The 26,599-nt window shown below is 72.9% G+C and carries 22 protein-coding genes; 14 read left to right on the top strand and 8 right to left on the bottom strand.

Translation table 11 applies throughout. The features are described from left to right. Window positions 1–2 precede the first annotated feature (2 nt). A complete protein-coding gene (locus EV567_RS06125; protein WP_130437633.1) occupies window positions 3–2,180 on the top strand; it encodes a 3-hydroxyacyl-CoA dehydrogenase NAD-binding domain-containing protein in 2,178 nt (725 codons plus the stop codon). 6 nt (window positions 2,181–2,186) lie between these two features. Here EV567_RS06125 and EV567_RS06120 read toward each other — a convergent pair whose 3' ends face one another. Beyond that, entirely contained in the window at window positions 2,187–2,945 is a 759-nt protein-coding gene (locus EV567_RS06120) for a MerR family transcriptional regulator (protein WP_130437632.1), read from the bottom strand. 217 nt (window positions 2,946–3,162) lie between these two features. Between EV567_RS06120 and EV567_RS06115 the strand changes: the two genes are divergently transcribed. The 3 genes from EV567_RS06115 to EV567_RS06105 are packed head-to-tail and all read left to right on the top strand — an operon-like array spanning window position 3,163 to window position 6,109. Further along, on the top strand, window positions 3,163–4,629 hold the full coding sequence (locus EV567_RS06115; RefSeq protein WP_130437631.1) for an amino acid permease: 1,467 nt from the start codon (window positions 3,163–3,165) through the stop codon (window positions 4,627–4,629). A gap of 60 nt (window positions 4,630–4,689) precedes the next feature. Next, window positions 4,690–5,172 (top strand): macro domain-containing protein, encoded by a 483-nt coding sequence (locus tag EV567_RS06110; protein WP_130437630.1) that lies wholly within the window; start codon window positions 4,690–4,692, stop codon window positions 5,170–5,172. Window position 5,173: 1 nt separating this feature from the next. Next, window positions 5,174–6,109: a PfkB family carbohydrate kinase gene (locus EV567_RS06105; protein WP_130437629.1), complete on the top strand. Its 936-nt coding sequence runs from the start codon at window positions 5,174–5,176 to the stop codon at window positions 6,107–6,109. A gap of 39 nt (window positions 6,110–6,148) precedes the next feature. Here EV567_RS06105 and EV567_RS06100 read toward each other — a convergent pair whose 3' ends face one another. After that, window positions 6,149–7,660, bottom strand: a complete 1,512-nt coding sequence (locus EV567_RS06100; protein WP_165430315.1) for a M1 family metallopeptidase — start codon at window positions 7,658–7,660, stop codon at window positions 6,149–6,151. Between the two features lie 201 nt (window positions 7,661–7,861). Between EV567_RS06100 and EV567_RS06095 the strand changes: the two genes are divergently transcribed. Both EV567_RS06095 and EV567_RS06090 read left to right on the top strand, forming a co-directional pair. Beyond that, on the top strand, window positions 7,862–9,865 hold the full coding sequence (locus EV567_RS06095) for a Xaa-Pro dipeptidyl-peptidase (RefSeq protein WP_130437627.1): 2,004 nt from the start codon (window positions 7,862–7,864) through the stop codon (window positions 9,863–9,865). Window positions 9,866–9,913: 48 nt separating this feature from the next. Then, on the top strand, window positions 9,914–11,554 hold the full coding sequence (locus tag EV567_RS06090; protein WP_130437626.1) for an ABC-F family ATP-binding cassette domain-containing protein: 1,641 nt from the start codon (window positions 9,914–9,916) through the stop codon (window positions 11,552–11,554). Window positions 11,555–11,630: 76 nt separating this feature from the next. On the opposite strand, the gene EV567_RS06085 is transcribed toward EV567_RS06090, so the two are convergent. Together EV567_RS06085 and EV567_RS28375 are read right to left on the bottom strand one after the other, a co-directional pair. Beyond that, window positions 11,631–14,063, bottom strand: coding sequence for a Tex family protein (locus EV567_RS06085; protein WP_130437625.1), 2,433 nt, complete (start codon window positions 14,061–14,063; stop codon window positions 11,631–11,633). Window positions 14,064–14,156: 93 nt separating this feature from the next. Continuing rightward, entirely contained in the window at window positions 14,157–14,288 is a 132-nt protein-coding gene (locus EV567_RS28375) for an LPFR motif small protein (protein ID WP_278044736.1), read from the bottom strand. A 164-nt stretch (window positions 14,289–14,452) separates the two neighbouring features. On the opposite strand from EV567_RS28375, the gene EV567_RS06080 reads away from it, so the two are divergent. Further along, on the top strand, window positions 14,453–15,421 hold the full coding sequence (locus tag EV567_RS06080; RefSeq protein WP_130437624.1) for a GlxA family transcriptional regulator: 969 nt from the start codon (window positions 14,453–14,455) through the stop codon (window positions 15,419–15,421). Window positions 15,422–15,462: 41 nt separating this feature from the next. Next, window positions 15,463–16,098: a DJ-1/PfpI family protein gene (locus EV567_RS06075; RefSeq protein WP_130437623.1), complete on the top strand. Its 636-nt coding sequence runs from the start codon at window positions 15,463–15,465 to the stop codon at window positions 16,096–16,098. On the opposite strand, the gene EV567_RS06070 is transcribed toward EV567_RS06075, so the two are convergent. Further along, entirely contained in the window at window positions 16,085–16,834 is a 750-nt protein-coding gene (locus EV567_RS06070) for an enoyl-CoA hydratase/isomerase family protein (protein WP_130437622.1), read from the bottom strand. The genes EV567_RS06075 and EV567_RS06070 overlap by 14 nt on opposite strands. Window positions 16,835–17,134: 300 nt before the next feature. On the opposite strand from EV567_RS06070, the gene EV567_RS06065 reads away from it, so the two are divergent. Beyond that, window positions 17,135–17,653 (top strand): ATP-binding protein, encoded by a 519-nt coding sequence (locus EV567_RS06065; protein ID WP_130438277.1) that lies wholly within the window; start codon window positions 17,135–17,137, stop codon window positions 17,651–17,653. Between the two features lie 24 nt (window positions 17,654–17,677). Here EV567_RS06065 and idi read toward each other — a convergent pair whose 3' ends face one another. The 3 genes from idi to galE all read right to left on the bottom strand — a co-directional run bounded on the left by idi (window position 17,678) and on the right by galE (window position 20,566). After that, window positions 17,678–18,271, bottom strand: coding sequence for an isopentenyl-diphosphate Delta-isomerase (gene idi, locus EV567_RS06060; RefSeq protein ID WP_130437621.1), 594 nt, complete (start codon window positions 18,269–18,271; stop codon window positions 17,678–17,680). Between the two features lie 201 nt (window positions 18,272–18,472). Continuing rightward, window positions 18,473–19,408 carry a cation diffusion facilitator family transporter gene (locus EV567_RS06055; protein WP_130437620.1) on the bottom strand — a complete coding sequence of 312 codons (936 nt, stop codon included), beginning with the start codon at window positions 19,406–19,408 and terminating at the stop codon, window positions 18,473–18,475. 180 nt (window positions 19,409–19,588) lie between these two features. Then, on the bottom strand, window positions 19,589–20,566 hold the full coding sequence (gene galE / locus EV567_RS06050) for a UDP-glucose 4-epimerase GalE (protein ID WP_130437619.1): 978 nt from the start codon (window positions 20,564–20,566) through the stop codon (window positions 19,589–19,591). 601 nt (window positions 20,567–21,167) lie between these two features. Here galE and EV567_RS06045 point away from each other — a divergent pair. The 5 genes from EV567_RS06045 to EV567_RS06025 are packed head-to-tail and all read left to right on the top strand — an operon-like array spanning window position 21,168 to window position 26,469. After that, complete coding sequence (locus tag EV567_RS06045; protein ID WP_130437618.1) at window positions 21,168–23,033, top strand: DUF5941 domain-containing protein; 1,866 nt, start codon at window positions 21,168–21,170, stop codon at window positions 23,031–23,033. Further along, entirely contained in the window at window positions 23,030–23,782 is a 753-nt protein-coding gene (locus EV567_RS06040; protein ID WP_130437617.1) for a sugar phosphate nucleotidyltransferase, read from the top strand. Before EV567_RS06045 ends, EV567_RS06040 begins: the two co-directional genes overlap by 4 nt. After that, entirely contained in the window at window positions 23,770–24,831 is a 1,062-nt protein-coding gene (locus EV567_RS06035) for an iron-containing alcohol dehydrogenase family protein (protein ID WP_130437616.1), read from the top strand. Before EV567_RS06040 ends, EV567_RS06035 begins: the two co-directional genes overlap by 13 nt. Next, a complete protein-coding gene (locus EV567_RS06030) occupies window positions 24,809–25,588 on the top strand; it encodes a CDP-alcohol phosphatidyltransferase family protein (protein WP_130437615.1) in 780 nt (259 codons plus the stop codon). Before EV567_RS06035 ends, EV567_RS06030 begins: the two co-directional genes overlap by 23 nt. Further along, the gene (locus tag EV567_RS06025) at window positions 25,585–26,469 is read left to right on the top strand and encodes a glycosyltransferase family 2 protein (RefSeq protein ID WP_130437614.1); all 885 of its coding nucleotides are present in this window, start codon (window positions 25,585–25,587) and stop codon (window positions 26,467–26,469) included. Before EV567_RS06030 ends, EV567_RS06025 begins: the two co-directional genes overlap by 4 nt. The last annotated feature ends 130 nt before the right edge of the window (window positions 26,470–26,599 follow it).

The raw sequence follows: 26,599 nt of genomic DNA, 5'->3' as shown, positions 1-26,599 counted from the left end.
TCATGACACAGAGCACTGCCATCCGCTGGGAACAGGACCGCACCGGCCTCGTCACCCTCGTCCTCGACGATCCCGAACAGTCGGCGAACACCATGAACCAGGCGTTCCGCGACTCCCTCGCGGTGATCGCCGACCGCCTGGAGGCCGAGAAGGACACCGTCCGGGGCGTGATCATCACCTCCGCGAAGAAGACCTTCTTCGCCGGCGGCGACCTGCGCGACCTGATCCGCGTCACCCCCGACACCGCCGGGCAGCTCCTCGACGGCGGCCTGGAGATCAAGCGCAACCTGCGCCGCATCGAGACCCTCGGCAAGCCCGTCGTCGCCGCCCTCAACGGAGCGGCCCTGGGCGGCGGTTACGAGATCGCCCTCGCCTGCCACCACCGCGTCGCCCTCGACGCCCCCGGCTCCCGGATCGGCTGCCCCGAGGTCACCCTCGGACTGCTCCCCGGAGGCGGCGGCGTGGTGCGCACCGTGCGCCTGCTCGGCATCGCCGACGCCCTCCTCAAGGTCCTCCTCAAGGGCACCCAGTACAGCCCGCGGCGCGCCCTGGAGAACGGCCTGGTCCACGAGGTGGCCGACACGCCCGAGGACATGCTCGCCAGGGCCCGCGCCTTCATCGACGCCCACCCCGAGTCGCGCCAGCCCTGGGACCTGCCCGGCTACCGCATCCCCGGCGGCACGCCCGCCAACCCCAAGTTCGCGGCCAACCTGCCCGCCTTCCCGGCCAGTCTGCGCAAGGAGACGAACGGCGCCCCCTACCCGGCCCCGCGCAACATCCTCGCCGCCGCCGTCGAGGGCGCCCAGGTCGACTTCGAGACCGCGCAGGTCATCGAGGCCCGCTACTTCGTGGAGCTGGCCGCCGGGCAGATCTCCAAGAACATGATCCAGGCGTTCTTCTTCGACCTCCAGGCCGTCAACTCCGGCGCCAGCCGTCCGCAGGACGTCCCGCGGTGCCAGGTCCGCAAGGCCGCCGTCCTCGGCGCCGGGATGATGGGCGCCGGCATCGCCTACGCGTGCGCCCGCGCGGGCATCGACGTCGTCCTGAAGGACGTCTCCCTGGAGGCGGCCGTCAAGGGCAAGGCGTACTCCGAGAAGCTGTGCGCCAAGGCCGTCTCCCGGGGCCGTACGAGCCAGGAGAAGGCGGACGCCCTGCTCGCCCGGATCACGCCCACCGCCGACCCGCAGGACGTGGCCGGCTGTGACGCCGTCATCGAGGCCGTGTTCGAGGACACCTCCCTCAAGCACAAGGTGTTCCAGGAGGTACAGCACCTGCTCGCGCCCGACGCCCTGCTGTGCTCCAACACCTCCACCCTGCCCATCACCGTCCTCGCCGAGGGCGTGGAGCGCCAGGCCGACTTCATCGGGCTGCACTTCTTCTCGCCCGTCGACAAGATGCCCCTCGTCGAGATCATCAAGGGCGAGCGGACCGGCGACGAGGCGCTCGCGCGCGCCTTCGACCTGGTCCGGCAGATCAAGAAGACGCCGATCGTCGTCAACGACTCGCGCGGCTTCTTCACCTCCCGGGTGATCGGCCACTTCATCAACGAGGGCGTCGCCATGGTCGGCGAGGGCATCGAGCCCGCCTCCGTCGAACAGGCGGCCGCCCAGGCGGGCTACCCGGCCAAGGTGCTGTCCCTGATGGACGACCTGACCCTCACCCTGCCCCGCAGGATCCGCCACGAGACCCGGCGGGCCGTGGAGGACGCGGGCGGCGTGTGGACCGCGCACCCCGCCGAGGCCGTCGTCGACCGCATGGTCGACGAGTTCGGCCGCACCGGCCGCAGCGGCGGCGCCGGCTTCTACGAGTACGGGGCCGACGGCAAGCGCGAGGGCCTGTGGCCGGGCCTGCGCGAGCACTTCACCCGCGAGGGCTCGGAGATCCCGTTCCGGGACATGCAGGAGCGCATGCTCTTCGCCGAGGCCCTCGACACGGTCCGGCTGCTGGAGGAGGGCGTGCTGACCTCCGTCGCCGACGCCAACATCGGCTCCCTCCTCGGCATCGGCTTCCCGGGCTGGACCGGTGGCGTGCTCCAGTACGTCAACGGCTACGAGGGCGGCCTCACCGGCTTCGTGGCACGCGCACGCGAACTCGCCGAGCGCTACGGCGACCGCTTCACCCCGCCCGCGCTGCTCGTCGAGAAGGCGGAGAAGGGGGAGACCTTCACCGACCTCCGCTGAGCGACCTCAAGGGGAGCGGCTTTCCCCGGGCGAGCCGCTTCCTCCAGGGGAGCCGTCCCTCGGCGGCGGCTCCCCGAGCCACTCCCGCACCTCCTCGGTCAGCGACCGCTGGAACGCCGTGAGCAGCGCCTGCACCACCAGCGGCTGCATGTGCGCCGACAGCGACCGCACCGCGCGCGCGTCGTCCTGGGCCACCTCCTCGCGCAGCAGCCGCGACATCTCGTGCGCGGCGGCCCGCGCGTGCTCCACGAGCACGGTGCGCGCCGCGAGGATCGACTCCGGCGACAGCGGCACGTCCAGGAGCCGCACGCCCAGCCTCAGCAGCCCCGGATCCACCCGGTAGGAGTCCTCGCCGGGGCCCCCGGTCAGCACGCCCATCGCCGTGAGCCGTTCCACGTCCCCGGGCTCCAGCGCCCGCCCCGCCCGCCGGCACAGCTCCTCCCGCGTCACCGTCTCCCGCGCGTCCGGCGCCCAGGACGCCACCACCGCGCGGTGGACGGCGAGGTCGTGCGCGTCGAGACCGGCGGGCAGCCGGTCCAGGTAGCGCTCGATCGCGGCCAGTGTCATGCCCTGCCGCCTCAGCTCCTCGATCAACGCCAGCCGCGCGAGATGCCCCGCGCCGTAGCGGCCCACCCGGCGCGGACCGATGACCGGCGGCGGCAGCAGGCCCCTGGTGCCGTAGAAGCGGACCGTGCGCACCGTGACACCGGCCCGGGCGGCCAGCTCGTCGACCGTGAGGGACGGCTCCTCGGTCTCGATCGTCATGCGCAGCAGTATCGCTGTCACACCACCGCTGTGAAAGCCGAGGGGCGGGAGTGAGGACCCTGTGAGAAGTCACCCTCTGTGACATGAGCCACCGCATGGGCGGTCACACGCTGGGAAGCTGCCCCCTTGGTCTGTGCCCCGACCCGGGAGCCGCGGGCCATGACCGTAAGGAAACCCGGGCGCACGACGCCCGGGCGCACCAGAGAGTGGAACTCCCGTGAGCAAGGACACCGTGCACACGGCCGAGGTCGCCGCCCCCACCGGGGCGACCGCGACACCCGCGGACGCGGGCGACGCCGGCTACAGCAAGGACCTGAAGCACCGCCACGTCAACATGATCGCCATCGGCGGCGCCATCGGCACCGGCCTCTTCCTGGGCGCCGGAGGACGCCTCCACACCGCGGGCCCGGCGCTCGCCGCGGCCTACCTCGTCTGCGGCGTCTTCGCCTTCTTCGTCGTCCGCGCCCTGGGCGAGCTGGTCCTCTACCGGCCGTCCTCCGGCTCGTTCGTGTCGTACGCGCGCGAGTTCCTCGGCGAGAAGGGCGCCTACGTCGCCGGCTGGATGTACTTCCTGAACTGGTCGACCACCGGCATCGCCGACATCACGGCGATCGCCCTCTACACGCACTACTGGAGTCTGTTCACCAGCATCCCCCAGTGGGTGCTGGCGCTGGCCGCACTGGCCGTGGTGCTGGCCGTCAACCTGATCTCGGTGAAGATCTTCGGCGAGATGGAGTTCTGGTTCTCCGTCGTCAAGGTCGCCACCCTCGTCGCGTTCATGTGCATCGGCATCTTCCTGCTCGCCACCCGGCACGAGGTCGACGGCCGGGCGCCCGGCCTCGGCGTGATCACCGACAACGGCGGCCTCCTCCCGCACGGCCTGATGCCCGTCGTCATCGTCATGCAGGGCGTGATCTTCGCGTACGCCGCACTGGAGCTGGTCGGCGTCGCCGCGGGCGAGACCGCCGAGCCGGAGAAGGTCGTCCCGCGCGCGGTGAACTCGATCATGTGGCGGGTCGGCCTGTTCTACGTCGGCTCGGTCGTCCTGCTCGCCCTGCTGCTGCCCGGCTCGGCCTACTCCGCCGACCAGAGCCCGTTCGTCACCGTCCTGTCGAAGATCGGCGTCTCCGGCGCCGGCGACGTGATGAACCTCGTCGTGCTCACCGCCGCCATGTCCTCGCTCAACTCGGGCCTGTACTCCACCGGCCGCATCCTGCGCTCGATGGCGATGGCGGGCTCCGCCCCGAAGTTCACCGCCCGCATGAACCGCAGCCAGGTCCCCTACGGCGGCATCCTGCTCACCTGCGGGGTCTGCGTCCTCGGCGTCGGCCTGAACTACCTCGTGCCGGAGCAGGCCTTCGAGATCGTGCTGAACGTCGCCTCCCTCGGCGTCATCAGCACCTGGGTGATCATCATGGTCTGCCACCTGGTCTTCGTCCGCCGCGCCAGGGCGGGCCTGCTCCACCGGCCGTCCTTCCGCCTCCCCGGCAGCCCGGGCACGGAGATCGTCACGATCGCCTTCCTGATCGCCGTGCTCGGCCTGATGTGGAACGACCCCGAGGTCGGCCGCAAGACCGTCCTGCTCGTCCCGCTCATCGCCGCCGCACTCGTCGCCGGCTGGTTCGGGATCCGCAACAGGGTGGCGCGGACCGCCGACCAGGAGCTGACCGGCCCCACGAAGTAGCGGGCCGGCCCACGCGGTGACTCGCAGGCCACTGTCAGTGGCATCGCCTACGGTGGCGTCATGTCGGAGATCACTTACATCCGGGGTGACGCCACCGTGCCGTCGGTGAAGGGCGTCAAGGTGATCGCCCATGTCTGCAACGACATCGGGGGATGGGGGAAGGGCTTCGTCGTGGCGCTCTCCCGCCGCTGGCCGCAGCCCGAGGCGGCCTACCGCGCCTGGCACCGGGAGCGCGCGGCGAACGACTTCGGGCTGGGCGCCGCCCAGTTCGTCCAGGTCGAGCCGTACGTCTGGGTCGCCAACCTGGTCGGTCAGCGGGGTATGGGCACGGGCAGCAAGGGCGTCCCCGTGCGCTACGAGGCCATCGACACGGCACTTCAGGCCCTGGCCGACAAGGCCGCCGAACTCGACGCCTCCGTCCACATGCCCCGCATCGGCTGCGGCCTGGCCGGCGGCAAGTGGTCCCGGGTGGAGCCGCTGATCACCGAACGCCTGGTGAAGCGCGGCATCGCGGTGACGGTGTACGACCACGGGGAGGCCTGAGGTGAGCCGGTCCACCGGGCCCGCTCGGTCGGCCCCGTCCGGCCGGGACACCGACGTCCTCGTCCTGGGCGGCGCGGGCGTGGACACCATCGTGTACGTCCCCGAGCTGCCGCTCCCGTACGCAGACAGCTACATGATCGGCAGCGGGATCCGCACCCGCGCCGGACAGACGGGGGACTTCGTCGCCGTCGGCCTGGCCGCCCTGGGCCTGCGCACCCACCATCTCGACTTCCTCGGCGACGACCCCGAGGGCGCGCTGGTCCGCGCCCTGCACCGCGACCGCGGCATCGGGCTGACCGCCGTCCCGCAGCCCGCCGGCACCAAGCGCGCCGTCAACCTGGTCGGCCCCGACGGCCGGAGGCTCTCCCTGTACGACACGAGCCGCACCGGCCCCGACGACCGGTTCCCGCCGTCCACGCTCCGAGCCCTGGCCGGGGCGAGTCGCCACGCGCACGTCTCGATCACCCAGCCCTGCGCGCACGCCCTGCCCGCGCTGCGCGAGGCCGGCGTGAGCATCTCCACCGACCTGCACGACTGGGACGGCGAGAACCCGTACCACGAGCCGTTCGCCCACGCGGCCGACGTCGTGTTCCTGTCCGCGTCCAACCTCACCGACCCCGAGGCGACCATGCGCCGGGTCGCCGAGCGGGGCCGGGCCGACACGGTCGTCGCCACGGCCGGCGCCGAGGGCGCGTACCTGCTGGCCGACGGCGAGCTGACCCGGATACCGGCGGTGCCGCCGCCCGGCCCGGTGGTGGACTCCAACGGCGCCGGCGACGCCTTCGCGGCGGCCTTCCTCTACGGCCGCCTCACCGGCGAGCCGCCGCAGCGCTGCGCCCTGTACGGCGCGGTGGCGGGCGCGCACGCCTGCACCGTGCCGGCGACGGCGACGAACGCCATCGACCGGGAGGAACTCCTCGTCCGGGCGGCTCGGTGAGCCACAGCGATCTCTGCCCCTGAGCCGCCCGGACGTCACTCAGTGCCGGTGCTCGTGCACACCGTTCGTCGCGGCGATCTTCTGCCACGACTTCGGCCGCACGGGCGCGCCCCGCGTCCCGAGCGGCCGGGACGAGAGGGAAGCCGCGGCGGCCGCCGGCGCCGCCGGCTTCGACGGCTGGAACAGCCAGGTGTCGAAGAGCGCGGCCAGCGGCCGGCCCGACACCTCCTCCGCGTACCGCCTGAAGTCGGCGACGGTGGCGTTGCCGTAGGCGTGGCGCTGCGGCCAGCCCTTCAGGAGCGCGAAGAACGCCTCGTCGCCGATCTCGTTCCGCAGCGCCTGAAGGGCGAGCGCGCCCCGGTCGTACACCGCCGCGTGGAACTGGTTCTCCGGGCCCGGGTCGCCCGGCCGCACGGTCCAGAACGGATCGTCGGCGGCACGGGAGGCGTACACGTAGTCCGCGATCTCCTGGGCCGAGCCCTCACCCTCGTGCTCCGACCACAGCCACTGCGCGTACCGGGCGAAGCCCTCGTTGATCCAGATGTCCTTCCAGCCGGCGACGGACACCAGGTCGCCATACCACTGGTGGGCCAGTTCGTGGACCACCACGGAGGTGTTCGAGCCGTTCGCGAACTGCCGCGGGCTGTAGAAGGGCCGGGTCTGCGTCTCCAGCGCGTACCCCGTGGTCACGTTCGGCACGTATCCGCCGAGCGCGTCGAACGGGTACGGCCCGAAGTACTCGGCCAGCCAGTCGGCGATCTCCCCGGTCCGCTCGACGCTCGCCCGCGCCGCGCCCGCGTCGGCCCCCAGGTCCTTGCTGTAGGCGTTCACGACCGGGACACCGCTCTCGGTCCGGCCGGTCGTGACGTCGAACTTCCCGACCGCGAGCGTGGCCAGATACGTCGCCTGCGGCTTGCCCGACCGCCAGCTGTACCGGGTCCAGCCGGCCCGTGAAACGGTCGACTGGAGCGTGCCGTTGGAGATGGCCTGGGTGCCGTCGGGCACCTGCACCGACACGTCGTAGGTCGCCTTGTCGAGCGGGTGGTCGTTGCTCGGGAACCACCACCAGGCCGCCTCGGGCTCGTTGGCGCCGACACCGCCGTCCGGCGTGCGGTGCCAACTGGTGAAGCCGTACGCCTGCTTCGAGGAGGGGACGCCGCCGTAGCGGACCACCACCGTCACCGCCGCGCCCTTCGCCAGGGGCGTCCTCGGCGTGATCTGCAGCTCGTGTTCCCCCGAGGCGGTGAACGCGGCCGGCACGCCGTTGACACGCACCTCGCTCACGTCGAGGAGGAAGTCCAGATCGAAGCGCGACAGGTCCTGCGTCGTCTTCGCGAGGAGCGTCGCCGTGCCCTCCAGACGGTCCGTCACGGGCTGGTACTTCAGCCTCAGGTCGTAGTGGGAGACGTCGTATCCGCCGTTGCCGTAGGCCGGGTAGTAGGGGTCGCCGATGCCCGGCGCGCCGGGGGAGCCGCCCGCGGCCGACGCCGGGATCGCCAGCAGCACGGACGCGGCGGCCAGTGCGCCCGGCGCGATGATTCTGCGGTGCACGAAGAACTCCAAGTCGTGGGGACGTGAGATCTGTTGAGAGCCTATGGACTCCCTGTGCCCGGGACCTGCCCACAGCCGCCGCTGTCACACGATCGCCATTCGGCCGTCATGACCGACCATGCCCAGGGACCCGTTCCAGCCACATACTGCGCACAATCGCCCCCTTCTGCACGGGAGTTGCCCGCTGTACCGTCCAGGCGCATGCCGATACGCACGCGCTTCACGATCTGGAGACCGCTCGCGGCCGCGGCCGTCACCCTCCTGACGGCCGCCTTCCTCACCCCGACCGCCCGTGCCGCCCCGCGCGAGAGCCTGCCGGTGTACTCCTACGACGACGCCGTCCGTCAGGCCGTCTGGGTGGACACCCGGCTCGACGGCGACGGCGACGGAAGGACCGACCGGGTCGCCGTCGACATCGTCCGCCCGCGCGAACCCGCCGCCCGCGGCCGCAAGGTGCCCGTCATCATGGACGCCAGCCCCTACTACTCGTGCTGCGGACGCGGCAACGAGAGCCAGCGCAAGACGTACGACGCGAACGGCGCCGTCGTCCAGACCCCGCTGTTCTACGACAACTACTTCGTGCCCCGCGGCTACGCCTTCGTCGCCGTCGACCTGGCCGGAACCAACCGCTCCGACGGCTGTGTCGACGTCGGCGGCCGCTCCGACGTCCTCTCCGCGAAGGCCGTGATCGACTGGCTGGGCGGACGCGGCACCGCGTACACCACCCGCACCGGCGCCACCGCCGTCAAGGCGGGCTGGACCGACGGCACGACCGGCATGATCGGCAAGAGCTGGGACGGCACGATCGCCAACGGCGTCGCCGCCACCGGTGTGAAGGGCCTGAAGACCATCGTCCCGATCAGCGCCATCTCCTCCTGGTACGACTACTACTTCCAGCAGGGCGCCCCGCTCTACGACTCCGGCCCCGACTGGCTCTCGGACTACGTCGACAGCCCCGACGCCCGCGCCAAGTGCGCCGCCGTGCAGCGCAGACTCGTCGAGCAGGCGCCCCGCACGGGCGACCGGACCGGGCTGTGGAAAGAACGCGACTACGTCAGGCACGCCAGCAGGGTCGAGGCCAGCGTCTTCCTCGTCCACGGCCTCCAGGACCTCAACGTCCGTATGAAGCACGTAGGCCAGTGGTGGGACGCGCTCGCCAAGTATGGCGTCGAACGCAAGATCTGGCTCTCCCAGACCGGACACGTCGACCCCTTCGACTTCCGCCGCGCCGACTGGGTGAAGACCCTGCACCGCTGGTTCGACCACGAACTCCTCGGCTACGACAACGGCATCGACCGCGAGCCGATGGCCGACGTCGAACGCCACCCCGACCAGTGGGTCACCTCGCGGTCCTGGCCGCCGCGCGGCACACGGACCACCACCCTGCGCCCCGACCAGGGCGTCCACCCCGGCGTCGGCGCCCTGGGTCTGCGCAAGGGACACGGCGCCGCGGCCTTCACCGACGACCCGCGGCTCGGCGAGACCGACTGGGCGGCGCGGATCGACACCGCGACCCCCGACAAGGCCGGCTTCGTCACCGCGCCCCTCACCCGGGACCTGCGCCTGTCCGGCTCCTCCGAGGTCACCGTCACCGCCACGCCCACCACCCCCACGGCCCATCTGACCGCCGTCCTCGTCGACCTCGGCCCCGACACCATCCGTGACTACGCGGCGAGCGGCGAGGGCATCACCACCCTCGCCGACCGCACCTGCTGGGGCGTCAGCAGCGCCGGCGACAGCGCCTGCTTCAAGGAGACCGCGCCGCGCACGGCCGACGTCGGCCACACCGTCGTCAGCCGCGGCTGGGCCGACCTGGGCACCTACGCCGACGCCGGCCGGGGCGTCCCGCTCACCCCGGGCCGCGCGTACTCGATCACCCTCGACCTGGCGGCCACCGACCACGTGGTGCCCGCGGGCCACCGGCTGGCGCTGATCGTCGCGGGCACCGACAAGGACCTCATCGACCCGCCCGCCGACACCCCGACCCTCACCCTGGACCTGTCCCGCACGTCGGCCCGGGTCCCGCTCGTCGGCGGCGCCAGGGCGTTCGCCGCCGCCACCTCCACCGCCGCCACCTCCACCGCCACCTCCACCGCCACCTCCACCGGCACCGCCTCCGGCGCCGCGACGACGGCGCCCGACGCCTCCCGCTCCGCGCCGGCGGACGGCGTCCGCGCCCCGCGTCCCGCACCGCGCATCCCGTGACAGGCCGGAGAAGAGGGGGCGCTCCGGGCCGACTAGGATCTGGCGTCTGTGACCGCCACCCTCGTCGCCAAGAACCTCGCCGCCGGGCACGGCGACCGCTCCCTCTTCTCCGGGCTCGACCTCGTCGTCGCCCCCGGCGACGTGATCGGGCTGGTCGGAGCCAACGGCGCGGGGAAGTCCACCCTGCTCAGGCTCCTCGCCGGCCTCACCGCGCCGGAGGCCGGCGAGCTGCGGCTCTCCCCGCCTACCGCGACCGTCGGGCACCTGCCCCAGGAACCGGAGCGCCGCCCCGGCGAGAGCGTGCGCGCGTTCCTCGCCCGCCGCACCGGGGTCGCCGAAGCGCAGCACGCCATGGACGAGGCCACCCAGGCCCTGGTCGACGGGGCCCCGGGCGCCGACGACGCCTACGCCGTCAGCCTGGAGCGCTGGCTCGGCCTCGGCGGAGCCGACCTCGACGAACGCGCGGAGGAGGTCGCCGACTCCCTGGGCCTCGGCGTGGACCTCGACCAGCCGATGACGTCCCTGTCCGGCGGCCAGGCCGCCCGCGCCGGCCTCGCCTCCCTCCTGCTGTCCCGCTACGACGTCTTCCTCCTCGACGAGCCCACCAACGACCTCGACCTCGACGGCCTGGAGCGCCTCGAACGCTTCGTCGCCGGCCTGCGCGCCGGCGCCGTCGTCGTCAGCCACGACCGCGAGTTCCTCACCCGCACGGTCACCAAGGTCCTCGAACTCGACCTCGCGCAGGGCCGGATCAACCTCTACGGCGGCGGCTACGACGCCTATCTGGAGGAGCGCGAGATCGCTCGCCGGCACGCCCGCGACGACTACGAGGAGTACGCCGACAAGAAGGCCGCCCTCCAGGAGCGCGCCCAGACCCAGCGCTCCTGGATGGACAAGGGCGTGAAGAACGCGCGCCGCAAGGCGGGCAACGACAACGACAAGATCGGCCGCAAGTTCCGCAGCGAGGCCAGCGAGAAGCAGGCCGCGAAGGCCCGTCAGACCCAGCGCATGATCGAACGCCTGGACGTCGTGGAGGAGCCGCGCAAGGAGTGGGAGCTGCGCATGGAGATCGCGGCCGCACCACGCTCCGGCGCGGTCGTCGCCGCCCTGCGGGACGCCGAGGTGCGGCGCGGCGGCTTCGCCTTCGGCCCGGTCACCCTGCAGATCGACTGGGCTGACCGGGTCGCGGTCACCGGCGCGAACGGCGCCGGGAAGTCGACGCTGCTCGGCGCGCTCCTCGGCCGGATCCCGCTGGACGCCGGTCACGCCGCTCTCGGCTCGGGCGTCCTGGTCGGGGAGGTCGACCAGGCGCGGAAGCTGTTCCACGGGTCCGAGGCGCTGCTCGACGCGTTCCGCGCGGCCGTCCCGGACACCGAGCCGGTCGAGGTGCGCACCCTGCTGGCCAAGTTCGGTCTGAAGTCGGACCATGTGCTGCGCCCGGCGGCCACGCTGTCACCGGGGGAGCGGACGAGGGCCGCCCTCGCCCTCCTCCAGGGCCGGGGAGTCAACCTCCTCGTCCTCGACGAGCCGACCAACCACCTCGACCTCCCGGCCATCGAGCAGCTGGAGTCCGCCCTCGACGCCTACGAGGGCACCCTGCTGCTGGTCACCCACGACCGCCGCATGCTGGACGCGGTCCACGTCACCCGCCGGCTGGAGGTGGCGGACGGCAAGGTGACCGAGCGCTAGGAAACGAGGTGCGCGCCGAGAGGGGCGCGGGGAGCTGCGCGACCAGCCACAACCGGCCCGCAGCTCCCCGCAACCCTCAGCGCTTGCCGCGATCCAGCAGCCCCGCCTTGCGCAACGCGTCGGCCATCGCACTGTTCGCCGGCGGCGGGGCCTGCCGCCCGCCGCCGGCGCCGCCGCGCTGACCTCCGCCCGAGCCCCGCTGGCCGCCGTTGCCGCCACCGCCCGCGCCGCGCCGGCCGCCCTGCCGCTGCTGCGGGGGACGTCCGCCCCCGCGCTGCGACCGGCCGCCCTCGCCCGCGTCGCCCGGGGCCGCCTCGTCGTCGAGGCGGAGCGTGAGCGAGATCCGCTTGCGCGGGATGTCGACGTCCAGGACCTTCACCTTGACGATGTCACCCGGCTTGACCACGTCCCGCGGGTCCTTGACGAACGTCCGCGACAAGGCGGACACATGCGCCAGACCGTCCTGATGGACGCCGACGTCGATGAACGCCCCGAAGGCGGCCACGTTCGTCACGACCCCCTCCAGCACCATCCCGGGCGCCAGGTCGGAGATCTTCTCCACCCCCTCCTTGAAGGTGGCCGTCTTGAACGCGGGCCGCGGGTCGCGCCCGGGCTTCTCCAGTTCCTTCAGGATGTCGGTGACGGTCGGCAGACCGAACGTCTCGTCCACGAAGTCCGCGGGACGCAGCGAGCGCAGGACGGAGGTGTTGCCGACGAGGGCGGCCACCTCCTGCCCGGAGGTCTTCACCATCCGCCGGACCACCGGATACGCCTCGGGATGCACGCTGGAGGCGTCCAGCGGGTCGTCGCCGCCCCGGATCCGCAGGAATCCCGCGCACTGCTCGTACGCCTTGGGGCCGAGCCTGGGCACCTTCTTCAACGCGGAGCGCGAGGTGAACGGCCCGTTGGCGTCGCGGTGCGCCACGATGTTCTCCGCGAGCCCGGAGGTGATGCCGGAGACACGGGCGAGCAGCGGGGCGGACGCGGTGTTCACGTCGACGCCGACGCCGTTCACACAGTCCTCCACCACCGCGTCCAGCGAACGCGACAGCTTCACCTCGGACAGGTCGTGCTGGTACTGGCCGACGCCGATCGACTTCGGGTCGATCTTCACCAGCTCGGCCAGCGGGTCCTGGAGGCGGCGCGCGATGGACACCGCGCCGCGCAGCGACACGTCCATGCCGGGCAGCTCCTGCGAGGCGAACGCGGACGCCGAGTACACCGAGGCGCCGGCCTCCGACACCATCACCTTGGTGAGCTTCAACTCGGGGTGCTTGGCGATGAGTTCACCGGCGAGTTTGTCGGTCTCGCGGGAGGCGGTGCCGTTGCCGATCGCGACCAGCTCGACCGCGTGCTCCCTGGCCAGCCGGGCGAGCCTGGCGATCGCCTCGTCCCACTTGTTGGCCGGGACGTGCGGATGGATCACGTCCGTGGCGACGACCTTGCCGGTCGCGTCGACCACGGCCACCTTCACGCCCGTGCGGAAGCCGGGGTCCAGACCGAGGGTGGCGCGGGTGCCGGCCGGGGCGGCCAGCAGCAGGTCGCGCAGGTTCGCCGCGAACACGTCGACCGCCTCGTCCTCGGCGGCGGTGCGCAGCCTCAGCCGCAGGTCGATGCCCAGGTGGACGAGGATGCGGGTGCGCCAGGCCCAGCGGACCGTGTCCGTCAGCCACTTGTCGGCCGGCCGGCCCCGGTCGGCGATGCCGAACCTGGCGGCCACGATCCCCTCGTACGAGGAGGGGCCCTCCGTGGGCTCCTCCGGCTCCAGGACGAGGTCGAGGACCTCCTCCTTCTCGCCGCGCAGCATCGCCAGGATCCGGTGCGAGGGCAGGTCGGTGAACGGCTCGGCGAAGTCGAAGTAGTCGGCGAACTTCGCGCCGGCCTCCTCCTTGCCCTCGCGCACCTTCGCCGCCAGCCGCCCCCGCACCCACATGCGCTCGCGCAGCTCGCCGATCAGGTCGGCGTCCTCCGAGAACCGCTCGGTGAGGATCGCCCGCGCGCCGTCCAGCGCGGCCTGCGGATCGGCGACGCCCTTGCCGGCGTCGACGAACGCGGCCGCCGCGGCGAGCGGCTCGACGCCCGGGTCCCCGAGCAGCCCCTCGGCCAGCGGCTCAAGACCAGCCTCCCGGGCGATCTGCGCCTTCGTCCGCCGCTTCGGCTTGTACGGCAGATAGACGTCCTCCAGGCGCGCCTTGGTCTCGGCGCCCCGGATCCGCGCCTCCAGCTCGTCGGTGAGCTTGCCCTGCTCACGCACCGACTCAAGGATCGCCGCCCGGCGCTCCTCCAGCTCCCGCAGGTAGCGCAGCCGCTCCTCGAGCGTGCGCAGCTGCGCGTCGTCGAGCATCTCGGTCGCTTCCTTGCGGTAGCGGGCGATGAAGGGCACCGTCGAGCCGCCGTCCAGCAGCTCGACGGCGGCCTTCACCTGCCGCTCCCGTACGCCGAGCTCCTCGGCGATCCTGCCTTCGATGGACACTGCTGCCATGGCCTCGCTGGACCCGGGTGTCGTCACGATCCCGTACCGCCTTCTCCGCTTAAGGTTGCGCGGCAATTGTGGCAGGCGACACCGGCACCGGCGGATCAGGGCACGCCCTGCGAGGCGTCCTCAGGCCCTGCTGCCCCGAGCCGAGGAGGAGGCGCCCCCGAACAACCGCGCCAGCGCCCGGAAGGGAAGCGTCACCACAGTGGCGATCGCCCCACCGATCTGCCGCAGAACATCACCGATAGCACGGAACACGACCAACTCCTTTCGTCCCCCGGCCCCAATGACCGGAACCCCTCGTGTACCTCCTCGACGCCGGACCATGCCCCGCCTTTCGCTTCGCCTTCGGGCGAGGCATGGCAGAAAGGGTGGGGAACTCGTCGTTGTGGACATCGCCCGGCCCGCGAAGAATCGTCCGCATGGCGCAACGAACCGTTCTCGTCGTCCTCTTCGACGGCGTCCAGAGCCTCGACGTGAGCGGTCCCGTGGAGGTGTTCGCCGGGGCGGAGAAACACACCCCGGGCTCCTACCGCATCCGCACAGCCTCACTCGACGGCGCTCCCGTGCGCACCAGCAGCCTGACCCTCGTACCGGACGGGATCCTGGCCGAGGCGCCCGATCCGCACACCCTGGTGGTGCCCGGCGGTGAGGGTACGCGAAGGCCGGATCCGCCGCTGGTCGACTGGCTGCGGGCGCACGGTCCGCGCGCGGGGCGACTGGTGTCGGTCTGCACCGGCGCCGCCCTGCTGGCCGCGGCCGGGCTGCTGGACGGGCGGCGGGCGACGACCCACTGGGCCCACTCGGACCGGCTGGCACGCCGTCATCCGGCCGTCGAGGTGGACCCTGAGCCGATCTACATCCGGGACGGCGACGTCTACACCTCGGCGGGCGTCACCTCCGGCATCGACCTGGCCCTCGCGCTGGTCGAGGAGGACCTGGGCCGGGACGTCGCGCTGACCATCGCCCGGCATCTTGTCGTCTTCCTGCGCCGCCCCGGCAACCAGGCCCAGTTCAGCGCCCAGCTCGCCGCCCAGACGGCGACGCGCGAACCGTTGCGGGAGGTCCAGCAGTGGATCACCGAGCATCCCGCCGACGATCTGAGCATCGAGTCCCTCGCCGCGCGCGCCGGACTGTCGCCCCGTCACTTCGCCCGTGCCTTCCGCGCCGAGACCGGAACGACCCCCGGTCGCCACGTGGAGCACGTCCGCCTCGAACACGCACGCCGTCTGCTCGAGGACACAGCGGACGGCGTCGAACGGATCTCCCGGGCGAGCGGCTACGGCACGCCCGAGGCCATGCGACGCGCCTTCCTCAAGACCCTCGGCGTCCCGCCCGCCGAATACCGCCGTCGCTTCCGCCCCGCACCGGACACCACGCAAGTCCACTGAACGCCGGTCTCCCGACCGGTCCACCGAGCCGAAGGAAACGCATGCAGATCGCCATCGTCCTCTTCGACCGCTTCACCGCCCTGGACGCCGTCGGCCCCTACGAGTTCCTGGGACGGCTCCCCGACGCCCGTACCGTCTTCGTGGCCGAGCGGACCGGGCCCGTACGTGCCGACACGGGCAACCTCGCCCTCACCGCCGACCGGACGCTTGCCGAGGTCACCAGCCCGGACATCGTGGTGGTGCCCGGCGGACCCGGCCAGAACGCGCAGATGGGGAACGGCGTCCTGCTGGACTGGCTGCGCACCGCCGACGCCGCCAGCACCTGGACGACCTCGGTGTGCACCGGCTCCCTGCTCCTGGCCGCCGCCGGGCTCCTCGACGGGCGTCGGGCGACCTCGCACTGGCTCGCCCTCGACCATCTGAAGCCGTTCGGCGCCGTGCCGACGGGGGAGCGGGTGGTGGCCGACGGCAAGTACGTCACGGCGGCCGGCGTCTCCGCCGGCATCGACATGGCGCTCACCCTGCTGGGCACGATCGCAGGCGACGAGCACGCCCAGACGGTTCAACTGGCCGCGGAGTACGACCCGCAGCCGCCCTACGACGCCGGGTCGCCCGAGAAGGCGCCCGCGCATCTCGTCGAGCGGCTTCGCTCCCGGAGCAGATTCATCCTGAAGTAGTCCAGGTGAAGCGGGGCTCCCTGCGGTCCAGGAAGGCGGTTACTCCCTCGGTGGGGTCGGGGGCGGTTCGGGACTGGGCGGTCCAGTGGGCGTCCCGGTCCGTGCGGCCGCCTGCGAACTCCTTCGCGGCGGCCTGGGTCAGTTGGGAGCGGGAGGCCAGAGTCCGGGTGAACTCCTCGACGCGGGCGTCGAGTTCGGCGCCGGGGAGCACCTCGTCGATCAGGCCGGTGCGCAGGGCCCGTTCGGTGTCGATCAACTCGCCGGAGAAGAGGAGGTACTTGGCGGTCGCCGGGCCGACCAGGGAGACCAGGCGCCGGGTCGCGGAGGACGGGTAGACGATGCCGAGCTTCGCCGGAGTCACCCCGAACAGGGCGCCCTCCTCGGCGAAGCGCAGGTCGCAGGCGGCCGCGAGCTGTGCCCCGCCGCCCACGCAGTGACCCCGCACCACCGCGAGCGTCGGTTTGGGGAACGCGGCGAGGGCCTCCTCGGCCCGTACGGCCAGTTCCTGCGCCTCGGCCGGCGAGCCCCGCAGCGTGGAGATGTCGGCCCCCGCGCAGAACGTGCCCCCCGCCCCGGTCAGCACCAGGGCCCGCACGTCCTTGCGTGCGGCCAGTTCGTCGAGCAGCGGCGGCAGCGCGCGCCACATCGCGGCCGTCATGGCGTTGCGCTTGGCCGGGTGGTGCAGGACGACGGTGGCCACCTCATCGATGACACCGTGCAACAGTTCGGGCTCCATGCGCCGGATGCTAGCGCCCCGGCAGGCGACGTCCGCTCCGTCGCGACGCTCCTTCACGGGCGAACGTCGCCTGCCGCGGCGCCGGCGGGCAGGCCGGCGCCCCGCCGAAGCCGTACAACCCGAACAATGCGTGAAGGCGGCGCGAGGCGGACAGAAGCGGTCGTGTCGTCGGCCGTCCCGAGCCGAGACGGTCGGGGACGCTCGATATCCGCTGACTTGTGTTCAGCCATCGGGGGGTGCGCACCTCGGTGCCAACCTCGACGTGTGGCGACAATCGAGCGCGAGGGCGGCGACCGGACGATGGACGACGACGGGCGGGGACCCGGCCCACGCCCCGACGGAGACACGGGCGCGCAGGACGACCCCGCCGACGAGGACGGTCCCCGGCCACTGCCGTACGAAGGGGTCTGGCGGTTCACCGCGCCCGCCGTGGACGCCTCCGTCCCGCAGGCCCGCCACGCCGTACGGGACCTGCTGTTCCGCCAGGGGGTGCCCCTCCGCGACGACCTGGTGCAGGGACTCCTGCTGATCGTCTCCGAGCTGGTGACCAACGCCGTACGGCACGCGGCGGTGCTGTCCCCGACGCTCGGGGTGGAGGTCGCGGTCGGGGCCGGGTGGGTGCGGGTCGCCGTGGAGGACGAGCACCCCTACCGCCCGACCGCCCTGGAGACCGACCACGGCCGCACCGGCGGCCGGGGGCTCCTCCTCGTCCGCGAGATCGCGAGGGAGGCCGGCGGGATGTGCGACGTCCAGCACACGGCGAGCGGCGGGAAGGTGATCTGGGCCTCCCTGCCGCTCCAGGACGCCCGTTTCATGTGAGCTCCAACGCCGCCGCGGCGTGCGTCACCAGCCCGCCGACGGGCCGGTCAGCTCCCTGACCGCCGGCCGGGCCGCGTCCAGCACCGTCATGAACCAGGCCGAGAACGTGTCCTTCGCGTGCCGCTCGGCCAGCTCGGCGGGCGTCACGTACGCCGTGTCGCCGACCTCCTCCGGGTCCGGCCGCAGCCGCGACTGCACCAGTCCCACGTAGAGGTGGTTGTACTCCTGCTCCACCAGCCCGGACGCCGGGTCCGGGTGGTTGTAGCGCACGGTGCCCGCCTCCGCCATCAGCGACGGCGACACCCCGAGCTCCTCGAACGTACGCCGCGCCGCCGCCGCGAACGGCGCCTCACCGGGGTAGGGGTGCCCGCAGCACGTGTTGGACCACACGCCGGGGGAGTGGTACTTGCCCAGCGCCCGCCGCTGGAGCAGCAGCCGGCCCCGCTCGTCGAAGAGGAAGACCGAGAACGCCCGGTGCAGCTGCCCGGGGGGCTGGTGGGCGGCGAGCTTCTCCGCGGTGCCGATGGTCAGGCCGTCGGCGTCGACCAGTTCCAGCAAAATCGCGTCCGCGGCGCCGTTCGACGAACCGTTCGTCGTGGTGGCAGAAGTGATCGGCATACCCATCCTTAGCATCGGTCCTCGCGCCCCAGTCTGCCGTACGCGTCCGGCGCCTCCGGCACTTCGCGCGAACGCCCGCATGTCCCGCGCAGAGGTGATCTTGCCCTGCGGCGCGGGCACGGAACCGCCCTGAACGGATGTGCGGACGCCCTCCCGGTGAGGCCCCGTCGGCGAGAGGTCCAGGTCAGCGGGAGGGCGGTGTCAGTGGCACAATCGCGCCTCGTGCTCCGCGTGCCCGCCCGGCTCCAGCTGGAAGGTGCAGTGCTCCACGTCGAAGTGGTCGCCGAGGCAGCCCTGGAGCTCGTGCAGCATCTTCTCGTGGCCGCTCGCGTTCAACCAGTCCGAGCGGACCACGACGTGCGCCGACAGCACCGGCATCCCCGAAGTGATCGTCCAGGCGTGCAGGTCGTGCACGTCCTCGACCCCCTCCAGTTCCAGGATGTGCGCCCGCACCTGCGCCATGTCCACGTCCTTCGGCGCCGCCTCCAGCAGCACGTCCAGCGTCTCCCGCAGCAGCTTCACGGTCCGCGGCACGATCATCACGCCGATGACGAGCGAGGCGATCGGGTCGGCGGCCTGCCAGCCGGTGGTGAGGATCACCGCCGCCGAGACCATCACCGCGACCGAGCCCAGCGTGTCCGCCGCCACCTCCAGGAACGCCCCGCGCACGTTCACGCTCTCCGCCTGGCCGCGCATCAGCAGCGTCAGCGAGACCGAGTTGGCGACCAGGCCGATCGCGCCGAACACGAGCATCAGCCCGCCCTCGGTGGAGGCCGGCGTGAGGAACCGCTCGACCGCCTCGTACAGCACGTAGCCGCCCACCCCGAGCAGCAGCAGGCAGTTGGCGAGGGCGGCCAGGATCTCGGCGCGGGCGAGGCCGAAGGTACGGCTCTCGCTCGGGGGCCGGTTGGCGAAGTGGATGGCGAGCAGCGCCATGCCGAGACCCAGCGCGTCCGTCGCCATGTGCGCCGCGTCCACGATCAGGGCGAGGGAGTCCGCGAGGAGCCCGCCGACGATCTGGACCACCATCACGGTCAGCGTGATCGACAGTGCGACGCGCAGCCTCCCCCGGTACGCCGCCGCGGCGGTGCCGGTGACCGGCCCGTGCGCGTGGCCGTGGTCGTGCCCAGCCCCCATGGGGAAAGCCTTCCTGCCGTCCGTCCGTGTCCGACGGTGCCTGCCGACGCCGGTCGGGGGCCCGTCGGAGCGGGTCCGAAAGCACAGTCAACTACGGGTGGGGGGTATCCGGCAACGCGGCACTGAACACCGTTGTCATGTGCCCTGACCTGCGCAAACGAACCGCAGGTCAGGGCAGCCTCAGCGGGCCGCGCCCTGGTGCAGCAGCCAGCCCCGCCAGGCCGAACCGACCATCTCGCGCACCCCGCGCGACGCCGTCCAGCCCAGCTCCCGCCCGGCCAGCGCGGCCGAGGCCACCGCACGCGGGGCGTCCCCCGGCCGGCGCCCCTCGACCACGGCCGGCCGCCGGTCCCCGGTGACCTCGCCGATCAGCGTGACCAGCTCCCGCACCGAGACGCCCTCGCCCCGGCCGATGTTCACCGTCAGGTCCCCGGCCGTGTCCGGCGCGGCCAGCCGCCGGGCCGCCGCGAGGTGCGCCTCCGCCAGGTCGGCCACGTGGATGTAGTCGCGCACACAGGTGCCGTCCGGGGTTGGGTAGTCGTCGCCGAAGATCCGCGGGGCCTCGCCGCGCGTCAGCCGGTCGAAGACCATCGGGACGATGTTGAAGACCCCGGTGTCGGCCAGTTCGGGGGCGGCCGCGCCGGCCACGTTGAAGTAGCGCAGGCAGGTCGTCGCCATGCCGTGCGCCCGGCCGGCGGCCCGCACCAGCCACTCCCCGGCGAGCTTGGTCTCGCCGTACGGGTTCACCGGGGCGCACGGGGTGTCCTCCGTGACGAGGGCCACGTCGGGGGTTCCGTAGACGGCCGCGGAGGAGGAGAAGAGGAAGCGCCGCACTCCGGCCTCGGCCGCCGCCTCCAGGAGGGTGGCCAGCGCGCCCACGTTCTCCCGGTAGTAGCGGGTGGGGTGGGCCACGGACTCCGGGACCTGTTTGCGGGCCGCCAGGTGGATCACACCGGTGACCTGGTGGTCGGCGAGGACGCGCTTGAGCAGGGCCGGGTCGGCGGTGTCGCCGGTGACGAGGGGGACGCGGGACGGGAGGCGGGCGGGGTCTCCCGAGGAGAGGTCGTCGAGGACGGCGACGGGTTCGCCGGCGGCGGTCATGGTGTGTGCCACGTGGGCGCCTATGTATCCGGCTCCGCCGGTGATCAGCCAGGTCATGGCGGTCCACTCTATGGGGGCGCCCGCACGGGCCGCACGGGCCTGCCGCCGAGCGCGGCTCGAACCCGCCGCCATGCCCCGCACGGCCCGCCGTCGAGCGCCGCCCGGGCCCGCCGCCGTGGGCCGCCCGGGTCCGCCGCCGAGCGCCGCGCCCGCCCGCCGCCATGGCCGCTCGGGCCCGTCGTCGAACGCGGCACGGGCCCGCCGCCATGCCCCGCACGGCCCGCCGTCGAACGCGGCACGGGCCCGCCGCCCTGGGCCGCACGGGCCTGCCGTCGATCGCGGCACGGGCCCGCCGCCCTGGGCCGCACGGGCCCGCCGTCCAGCGCCGCACGGCTCTCGTCGTCCCGCCCGCACGGAACCGGCCCTCGGGCGCCGAACGGCCGGGAGCCGGGCGCGGTTTGTCGGGCGGGGGGTCGATCCCCCAAGATGATCCGAGATGATCTCGGTGTGTCCAGTGCGGCTGAACGGCCGGTGAGCACCGCTTTCCGGGCATCCGATAGCCTCTGCCGACATGCCGCCCGCCTGGTGCAGCCAAGGGGCGTCCCCCACCATGCACACGACCGGCGCGGGCGCGCCGGGAACCAGGGAGTGAGTTCGGTTGCCGACCGCCATCCTCACCGGTCAGCCGGTTCCGGGATCGTCGATCGAGGGCGACCTGCGGTCCCTCGGCTTCGACGTCCGGACCGCCGCCGACGCCGCCGAGGCGGAGACACTCCTCGCCGAGGTGCCCGGTGACCAGCGCGTCGCCCTCGTCGACAGCCGCTTCGTCGGCCACACGCACGCGTTGCGCCTCGGCCTGACCGACCCCCGCTACCCGCTCGCGGCGATCCCGGGCGCCCTCACCGCGCAGCCCGACGGCCGCCAGGCCCTGACCCGCGCGATGGCCCGGGAGCACTCCGCCGCCGGCGGGGCCGCCCTCGCCGTCGGCAGCCTCGCGGGCGTGGCCGACCGTGTCGTCACCGCGCTGGACGCCGACGGCGCCGCCGTCCACCGCCCCGAGCTGGGCAGCCTGGTCGCCGCCGTCCCCGCCGACCCGCGGGCCCGCGACGAGGCACGGCAGGCCGTCAGCGCCGTCGACGACGAGGCCGTACGCCTGAAGTCGGCCGTGAAGGCCGGCGACGGCTTCTTCACCACCTACTTCGTCAGCCCCTACTCGCGCTACATCGCCCGCTGGTGCGCCCGCCGGGGCCTCACCCCGAACCAGGTCACCACCGCCTCGCTGATCACCGCGCTGATCGCGGCCGGCAGCGCGGCCACCGGCACCCGGGGCGGGTTCGTGGCGGCCGGCGTGCTGCTGATCCTGTCCTTCGTCCTCGACTGCACGGACGGCCAGCTCGCCCGCTACTCGCTGCGGTACTCCACCCTCGGCGCCTGGCTCGACGCCACGTTCGACCGGGCCAAGGAGTACGCGTTCTACGCGGGCCTCGCTCTCGGCGCGGCCCGCGACGGCGACGACGTATGGGCCCTCGCGCTGGCCGCCATGGTGCTCCAGACCTGCCGGCACGTCGTCGACTTCGCCTTCCACGAAGCCGAACGCGACGCCGCCCGCGCAGCCGCGACCGCCGCCGCGAAGACCGCCGGCACGACCGGCGCCGGCGCCGACGCCCCCGCCACCACCGACCGGCCGGCCCGCGTCGGCTGGACCGTCTGGGCGCGCCGGATCATCGTGCTGCCCATCGGCGAACGCTGGGCGATGATCGCCGTCCTCACCGCCGTGACCACCCCGCGCGTCACGTTCTACGCGCTGCTGGCCGGCTCCGCCTTCGCCGCCCTGTACACCACGGCCGGGCGGGTGCTGCGCTCGCTCCGCCGTCGTACGGCGTCGACCGAGCGGGAGGCGCGCTCGCTCGCCGCCCTCGCCGACAGCGGACCGCTCGCCGAACTCCTCGCCCGCGGCCTGCGCGGACGCGTCCCCGCCGTCCCCCGCCTCGCGCCGCTCGGCGCCCTCGCCGGAGCCGTGGTCCTTCTCACCGTCGCCTGGCTCCAGGGACCCGGCTGGTGGGTCGTCGCCGCGGCCGGCGTGTACGTCCTGTGCTCCGCCGTCGCCGTCGCCCGCCCCCTCACGGGCTCCCTGGACTGGCTGGTCGTCCCGGTCTTCCGCGCGGCCGAGTACGGCGCCGTCCTCCTCCTGGCCGCCAGGTCGGACGTGGACGGAGCGCTGCCTGCGGCTTTCGGGCTGGTGGCCGCCGTCGCCTACCATCACTACGACACGGTGTACCGCAACTGGGGAGACACCGGAGCGCCGCCACCGGCCTGGCTGGTGCGCGCCGCAGGGGGACACGAAGGACGGACGCTGCTCGTCACCGTCCTGGCCGCGCTGCTCACCGCCGCGCAGTTCACGGTCGCGCTCACGGCCCTCGCCGTGGCCGTGGCCCTGCTGGTGCTCACCGAGAGCATCCGCTTCTGGGTGGCCGCTCATCTGGGTGGCGCGCCCGCCGTACACGACGAAGGAGAACCCGCATGATCGGCCTCGTGCTGGCCGCCGGCGCCGGACGGCGTCTGCGTCCCTATACCGACACCCTGCCCAAGGCGCTGGTGCCGGTGGGACCCGAGGGCGAAGCCGACGGGCCCACGGTGCTGGACCTGACGCTGGGCAACTTCGCGGAGATCGGCCTGACCGAGGTCGCCGTCATCGTGGGGTACCGCAAGGAGGCGGTGTACGAGCGGCGTGCCGCGCTGGAGGCCAAGTACGGGCTGAAGATCACGCTGATCGACAACGACAAGGCGGAGGAGTGGAACAACGCCTACTCGCTGTGGTGCGGCCGGGACGCGCTGCGCGACGGTGTGATCCTCGCCAACGGTGACACCGTGCACCCGGTGTCGGTGGAGAAGACGCTGCTGGCCGCCCGCGGCGACGGCAAGAAGATCATCCTCGCCGTCGACACCGTGAAGAAGCTCGCGGACGAGGAGATGAAGGTCGTCGTCGACCCCGAGCGGGGGATGACGAAGATCACGAAGCTGATGGACCCCGCGGAGGCGAGCGGCGAGTACATCGGCGTGACCCTGATCGAGGGCGACGCGGCGGCCGAGCTGGCGGACGCGCTGCACACCGTGTGGAACGCCGACCCGCAGCAGTTCTACGAGCACGGCTACCAGGAGCTGGTGGACCGGGGCTTCCGCATCGACGTGGCCCCGATCGGCGACGTGTCGTGGGTCGAGATCGACAACCACGACGACCTCGCACGGGGCAGGGAGATCGCGTGCCGGTACTGACGCGGTTGATTCCCTCGCCCGTCGTCGTCGACATCCGCGCGGGCGCGCTGGACGACCTGGCGGGCGTGCTGGCCGACGAGCGGATCTCCCGCTCGGGCCGGCTGGCCGTGGCGGTCAGCGGCGGTTCGGGCGCGCGGCTGCGGGAGCGGCTGGCCGGCTCGATGCCGGGCGCCACATGGTTCGAGGTCGGCGGCGGCACGCTGGACGACGCGGTGCGGCTGGCCGCCGAGATGCGGGCCGGCCGGTTCGAGGCGGTCGTCGGACTGGGCGGCGGCAAGATCATCGACTGTGCGAAGTTCGCCGCCGCGCGCGTCGGGCTGCCCCTGGTGGCGGTGCCGACCAACCTCGCGCACGACGGACTGTGCTCGCCGGTGGCGACGCTGGACAACGACGCCGGCCGCGGTTCGTACGGCGTGCCCAACCCGATCGCGGTCGTGATCGACCTGGACGTGATCGCCCAGGCGCCGGCCAAGTTCGTGCGGGCCGGGATCGGCGACGCGGTCTCCAACATCTCCGCGATCGCCGACTGGGAGCTGGCCAACCGGGTCAAGGGCGAGAAGATCGACGGTCTGGCCGCGGCGATCGCCCGCCAGGCCGGCGAGGCGGTGCTGCGGCACCCGGGCGGGATCGGCGACACCGGTTTCCTCCAGGTGCTCGCCGAGGCGCTGGTCCTCAGCGGCATCGCGATGTCCGTCTCGGGTGACTCGCGGCCCTCCTCGGGCGCCTGCCACGAGATCAACCACGCCTTCGACCTGCTCTTCCCCACCCGGGCCGCGGCCCACGGCGAGCAGTGCGGACTGGGCGCGGCCTTCGCGATGTACCTGCGCGGCGCGCACGAGGAGTCCGCCCACATGGCGCGGGTGCTGCGCCGGCACGGGCTGCCGGTGCTCGCACAGGAGATCGGCTTCACCGTGGAGGAGTTCGTCCGCGCGGTCGAGTACGCCCCGGAGACCCGCCCCGGCCGCTACACCATCCTCGAACACCTCGCCCTGACCCCCGAACAGATCAAGGACACCTACGCCGACTATGTCAAGGCCATCGGTAGCTGAACTCAGACCGGTCGTCCACCCTCCGGGGGTGAAGGACCGGCGCAGCGGTGAGCACTGGATGGGACGCCTCTACATGCGCGAGGTGTCCCTGCGGGTCGACCGCTACCTGGTCAACACCAGGGTCACGCCCAACCAGCTCACGTACCTGATGACCGTCTTCGGCGTCCTCGCCGCCCCGGCACTGCTGGTGCCGGGGGTCTGGGGCGCCGTGCTCGGCGTGGTGTGCGTCCAGATGTACCTGCTGCTGGACTGCGTCGACGGCGAGATCGCGCGCTGGAAGAAGCAGTACTCGCTCGCCGGCGTCTACCTGGACCGGGTCGGGGCCTACCTCACCGACGCCGCCGTCCTCGTCGGCTTCGGTCTGCGCGCCGCCGACCTGTGGGGCAGCGGCCGTATCGACTGGCTGTGGGCGTTCCTCGGCACCCTGGCCGCGCTCGGCGCGATCCTGATCAAGGCCGAGACGGACCTGGTCGGCGTCGCCCGGCACCAGGGCGGGCTGCCGCCGGTCAAGGAGGCGGCGTCCGAACCGCGCTCCTCCGGCATGGCGCTGGCCCGCAAGGCCGCCGCCGCGCTCAAGTTCCACCGGCTGATCCTGGGCATCGAGGCGTCCCTGCTGATCGTGGTCCTCGCGATCGTGGACCAGGTCCGCGGCGACCTGTTCTTCTCGCGGCTCGGTGTCGCCGTGCTGGCCGGCATCGCGCTGCTCCAGACGGTGCTGCACCTGGTGTCCATCCTCGCGTCGAGCAGGCTGAAGTGAGCGCGCCACTGAAGGTCGGCGCGGTCGTCATCACGATGGGCAACCGCCCCGAGGAGCTGCGCGCGCTGATCGACTCGGTCGCCGGGCAGGACGGCGACCGGGTCGAGGTGGTCGTGGTCGGCAACGGCTCGCCCGTCCCGGAGGTACCCGAGGGCGTGCGCACCGTCGAGCTGCCGGAGAACCTCGGCATCCCCGGCGGGCGCAACGTCGGCATCGAGGCCTTCGGGCCCAGCGGCCGCGACGTCGACATCCTCCTCTTCCTGGACGACGACGGACTGCTGGCCCGGCGCGACACCGCCGAGCTGTGCCGGCAGGCCTTCGCCGCCGACCCCAAGCTCGGCATCGTCAGCTTCCGCATCGCCGACCCGGAGACCGGCGTCACCCAGCGCCGCCACGTGCCCCGGCTGCGCGCCTCGGACCCGATGCGCTCCTCCCGGGTCACCACCTTCCTCGGCGGCGCCAACGCCGTACGCACCCGGGTCTTCGCCGAAGCAGGCGTGCTCCCGGACGAGTTCTTCTACGCGCACGAGGAAACCGACCTGGCATGGCGGGCCCTCGACGCGGGCTGGATGATCGACTACCGGTCCGACATGGTGCTGTACCACCCGACGACCGCGCCCTCGCGGCACGCGGTCTACCACCGCATGGTCGCCCGCAACCGCGTCTGGCTGGCCCGCCGCAACCTGCCCGCGCCGCTCGTCCCGGTGTACCTCGGGGTGTGGCTGCTCCTGACCCTGCTGCGCCGCCCCTCGGGGCCCGCGCTCAAGGCCTGGTTCGGCGGCTTCCGCGAAGGCTGGGCCACCCCGTGCGGACCGCGCCGGCCGATGAAGTGGCGTACGGTGTGGCGGCTGACCCGGCTGGGCCGGCCCCCCGTCATCTGACCTGGCCGGGCGGCCAGGCCCCCGTCGTCCGACCGGGCCGGCCGAGCCGTCCTCCCGTCGTCCGACCAGGCCGGCTGGGCCGTCCTCCCGGTCATCTGACAAGCTCCATCCGAGGGCCCCGGAGCCTGCC

This window comes from Streptomyces sp. BK239 (assembly GCF_004217285.1).
In the GTDB taxonomy this organism is placed as follows: domain Bacteria; phylum Actinomycetota; class Actinomycetes; order Streptomycetales; family Streptomycetaceae; genus Streptomyces.
This window is presented reverse-complemented; position numbering and strand designations above follow the sequence as displayed.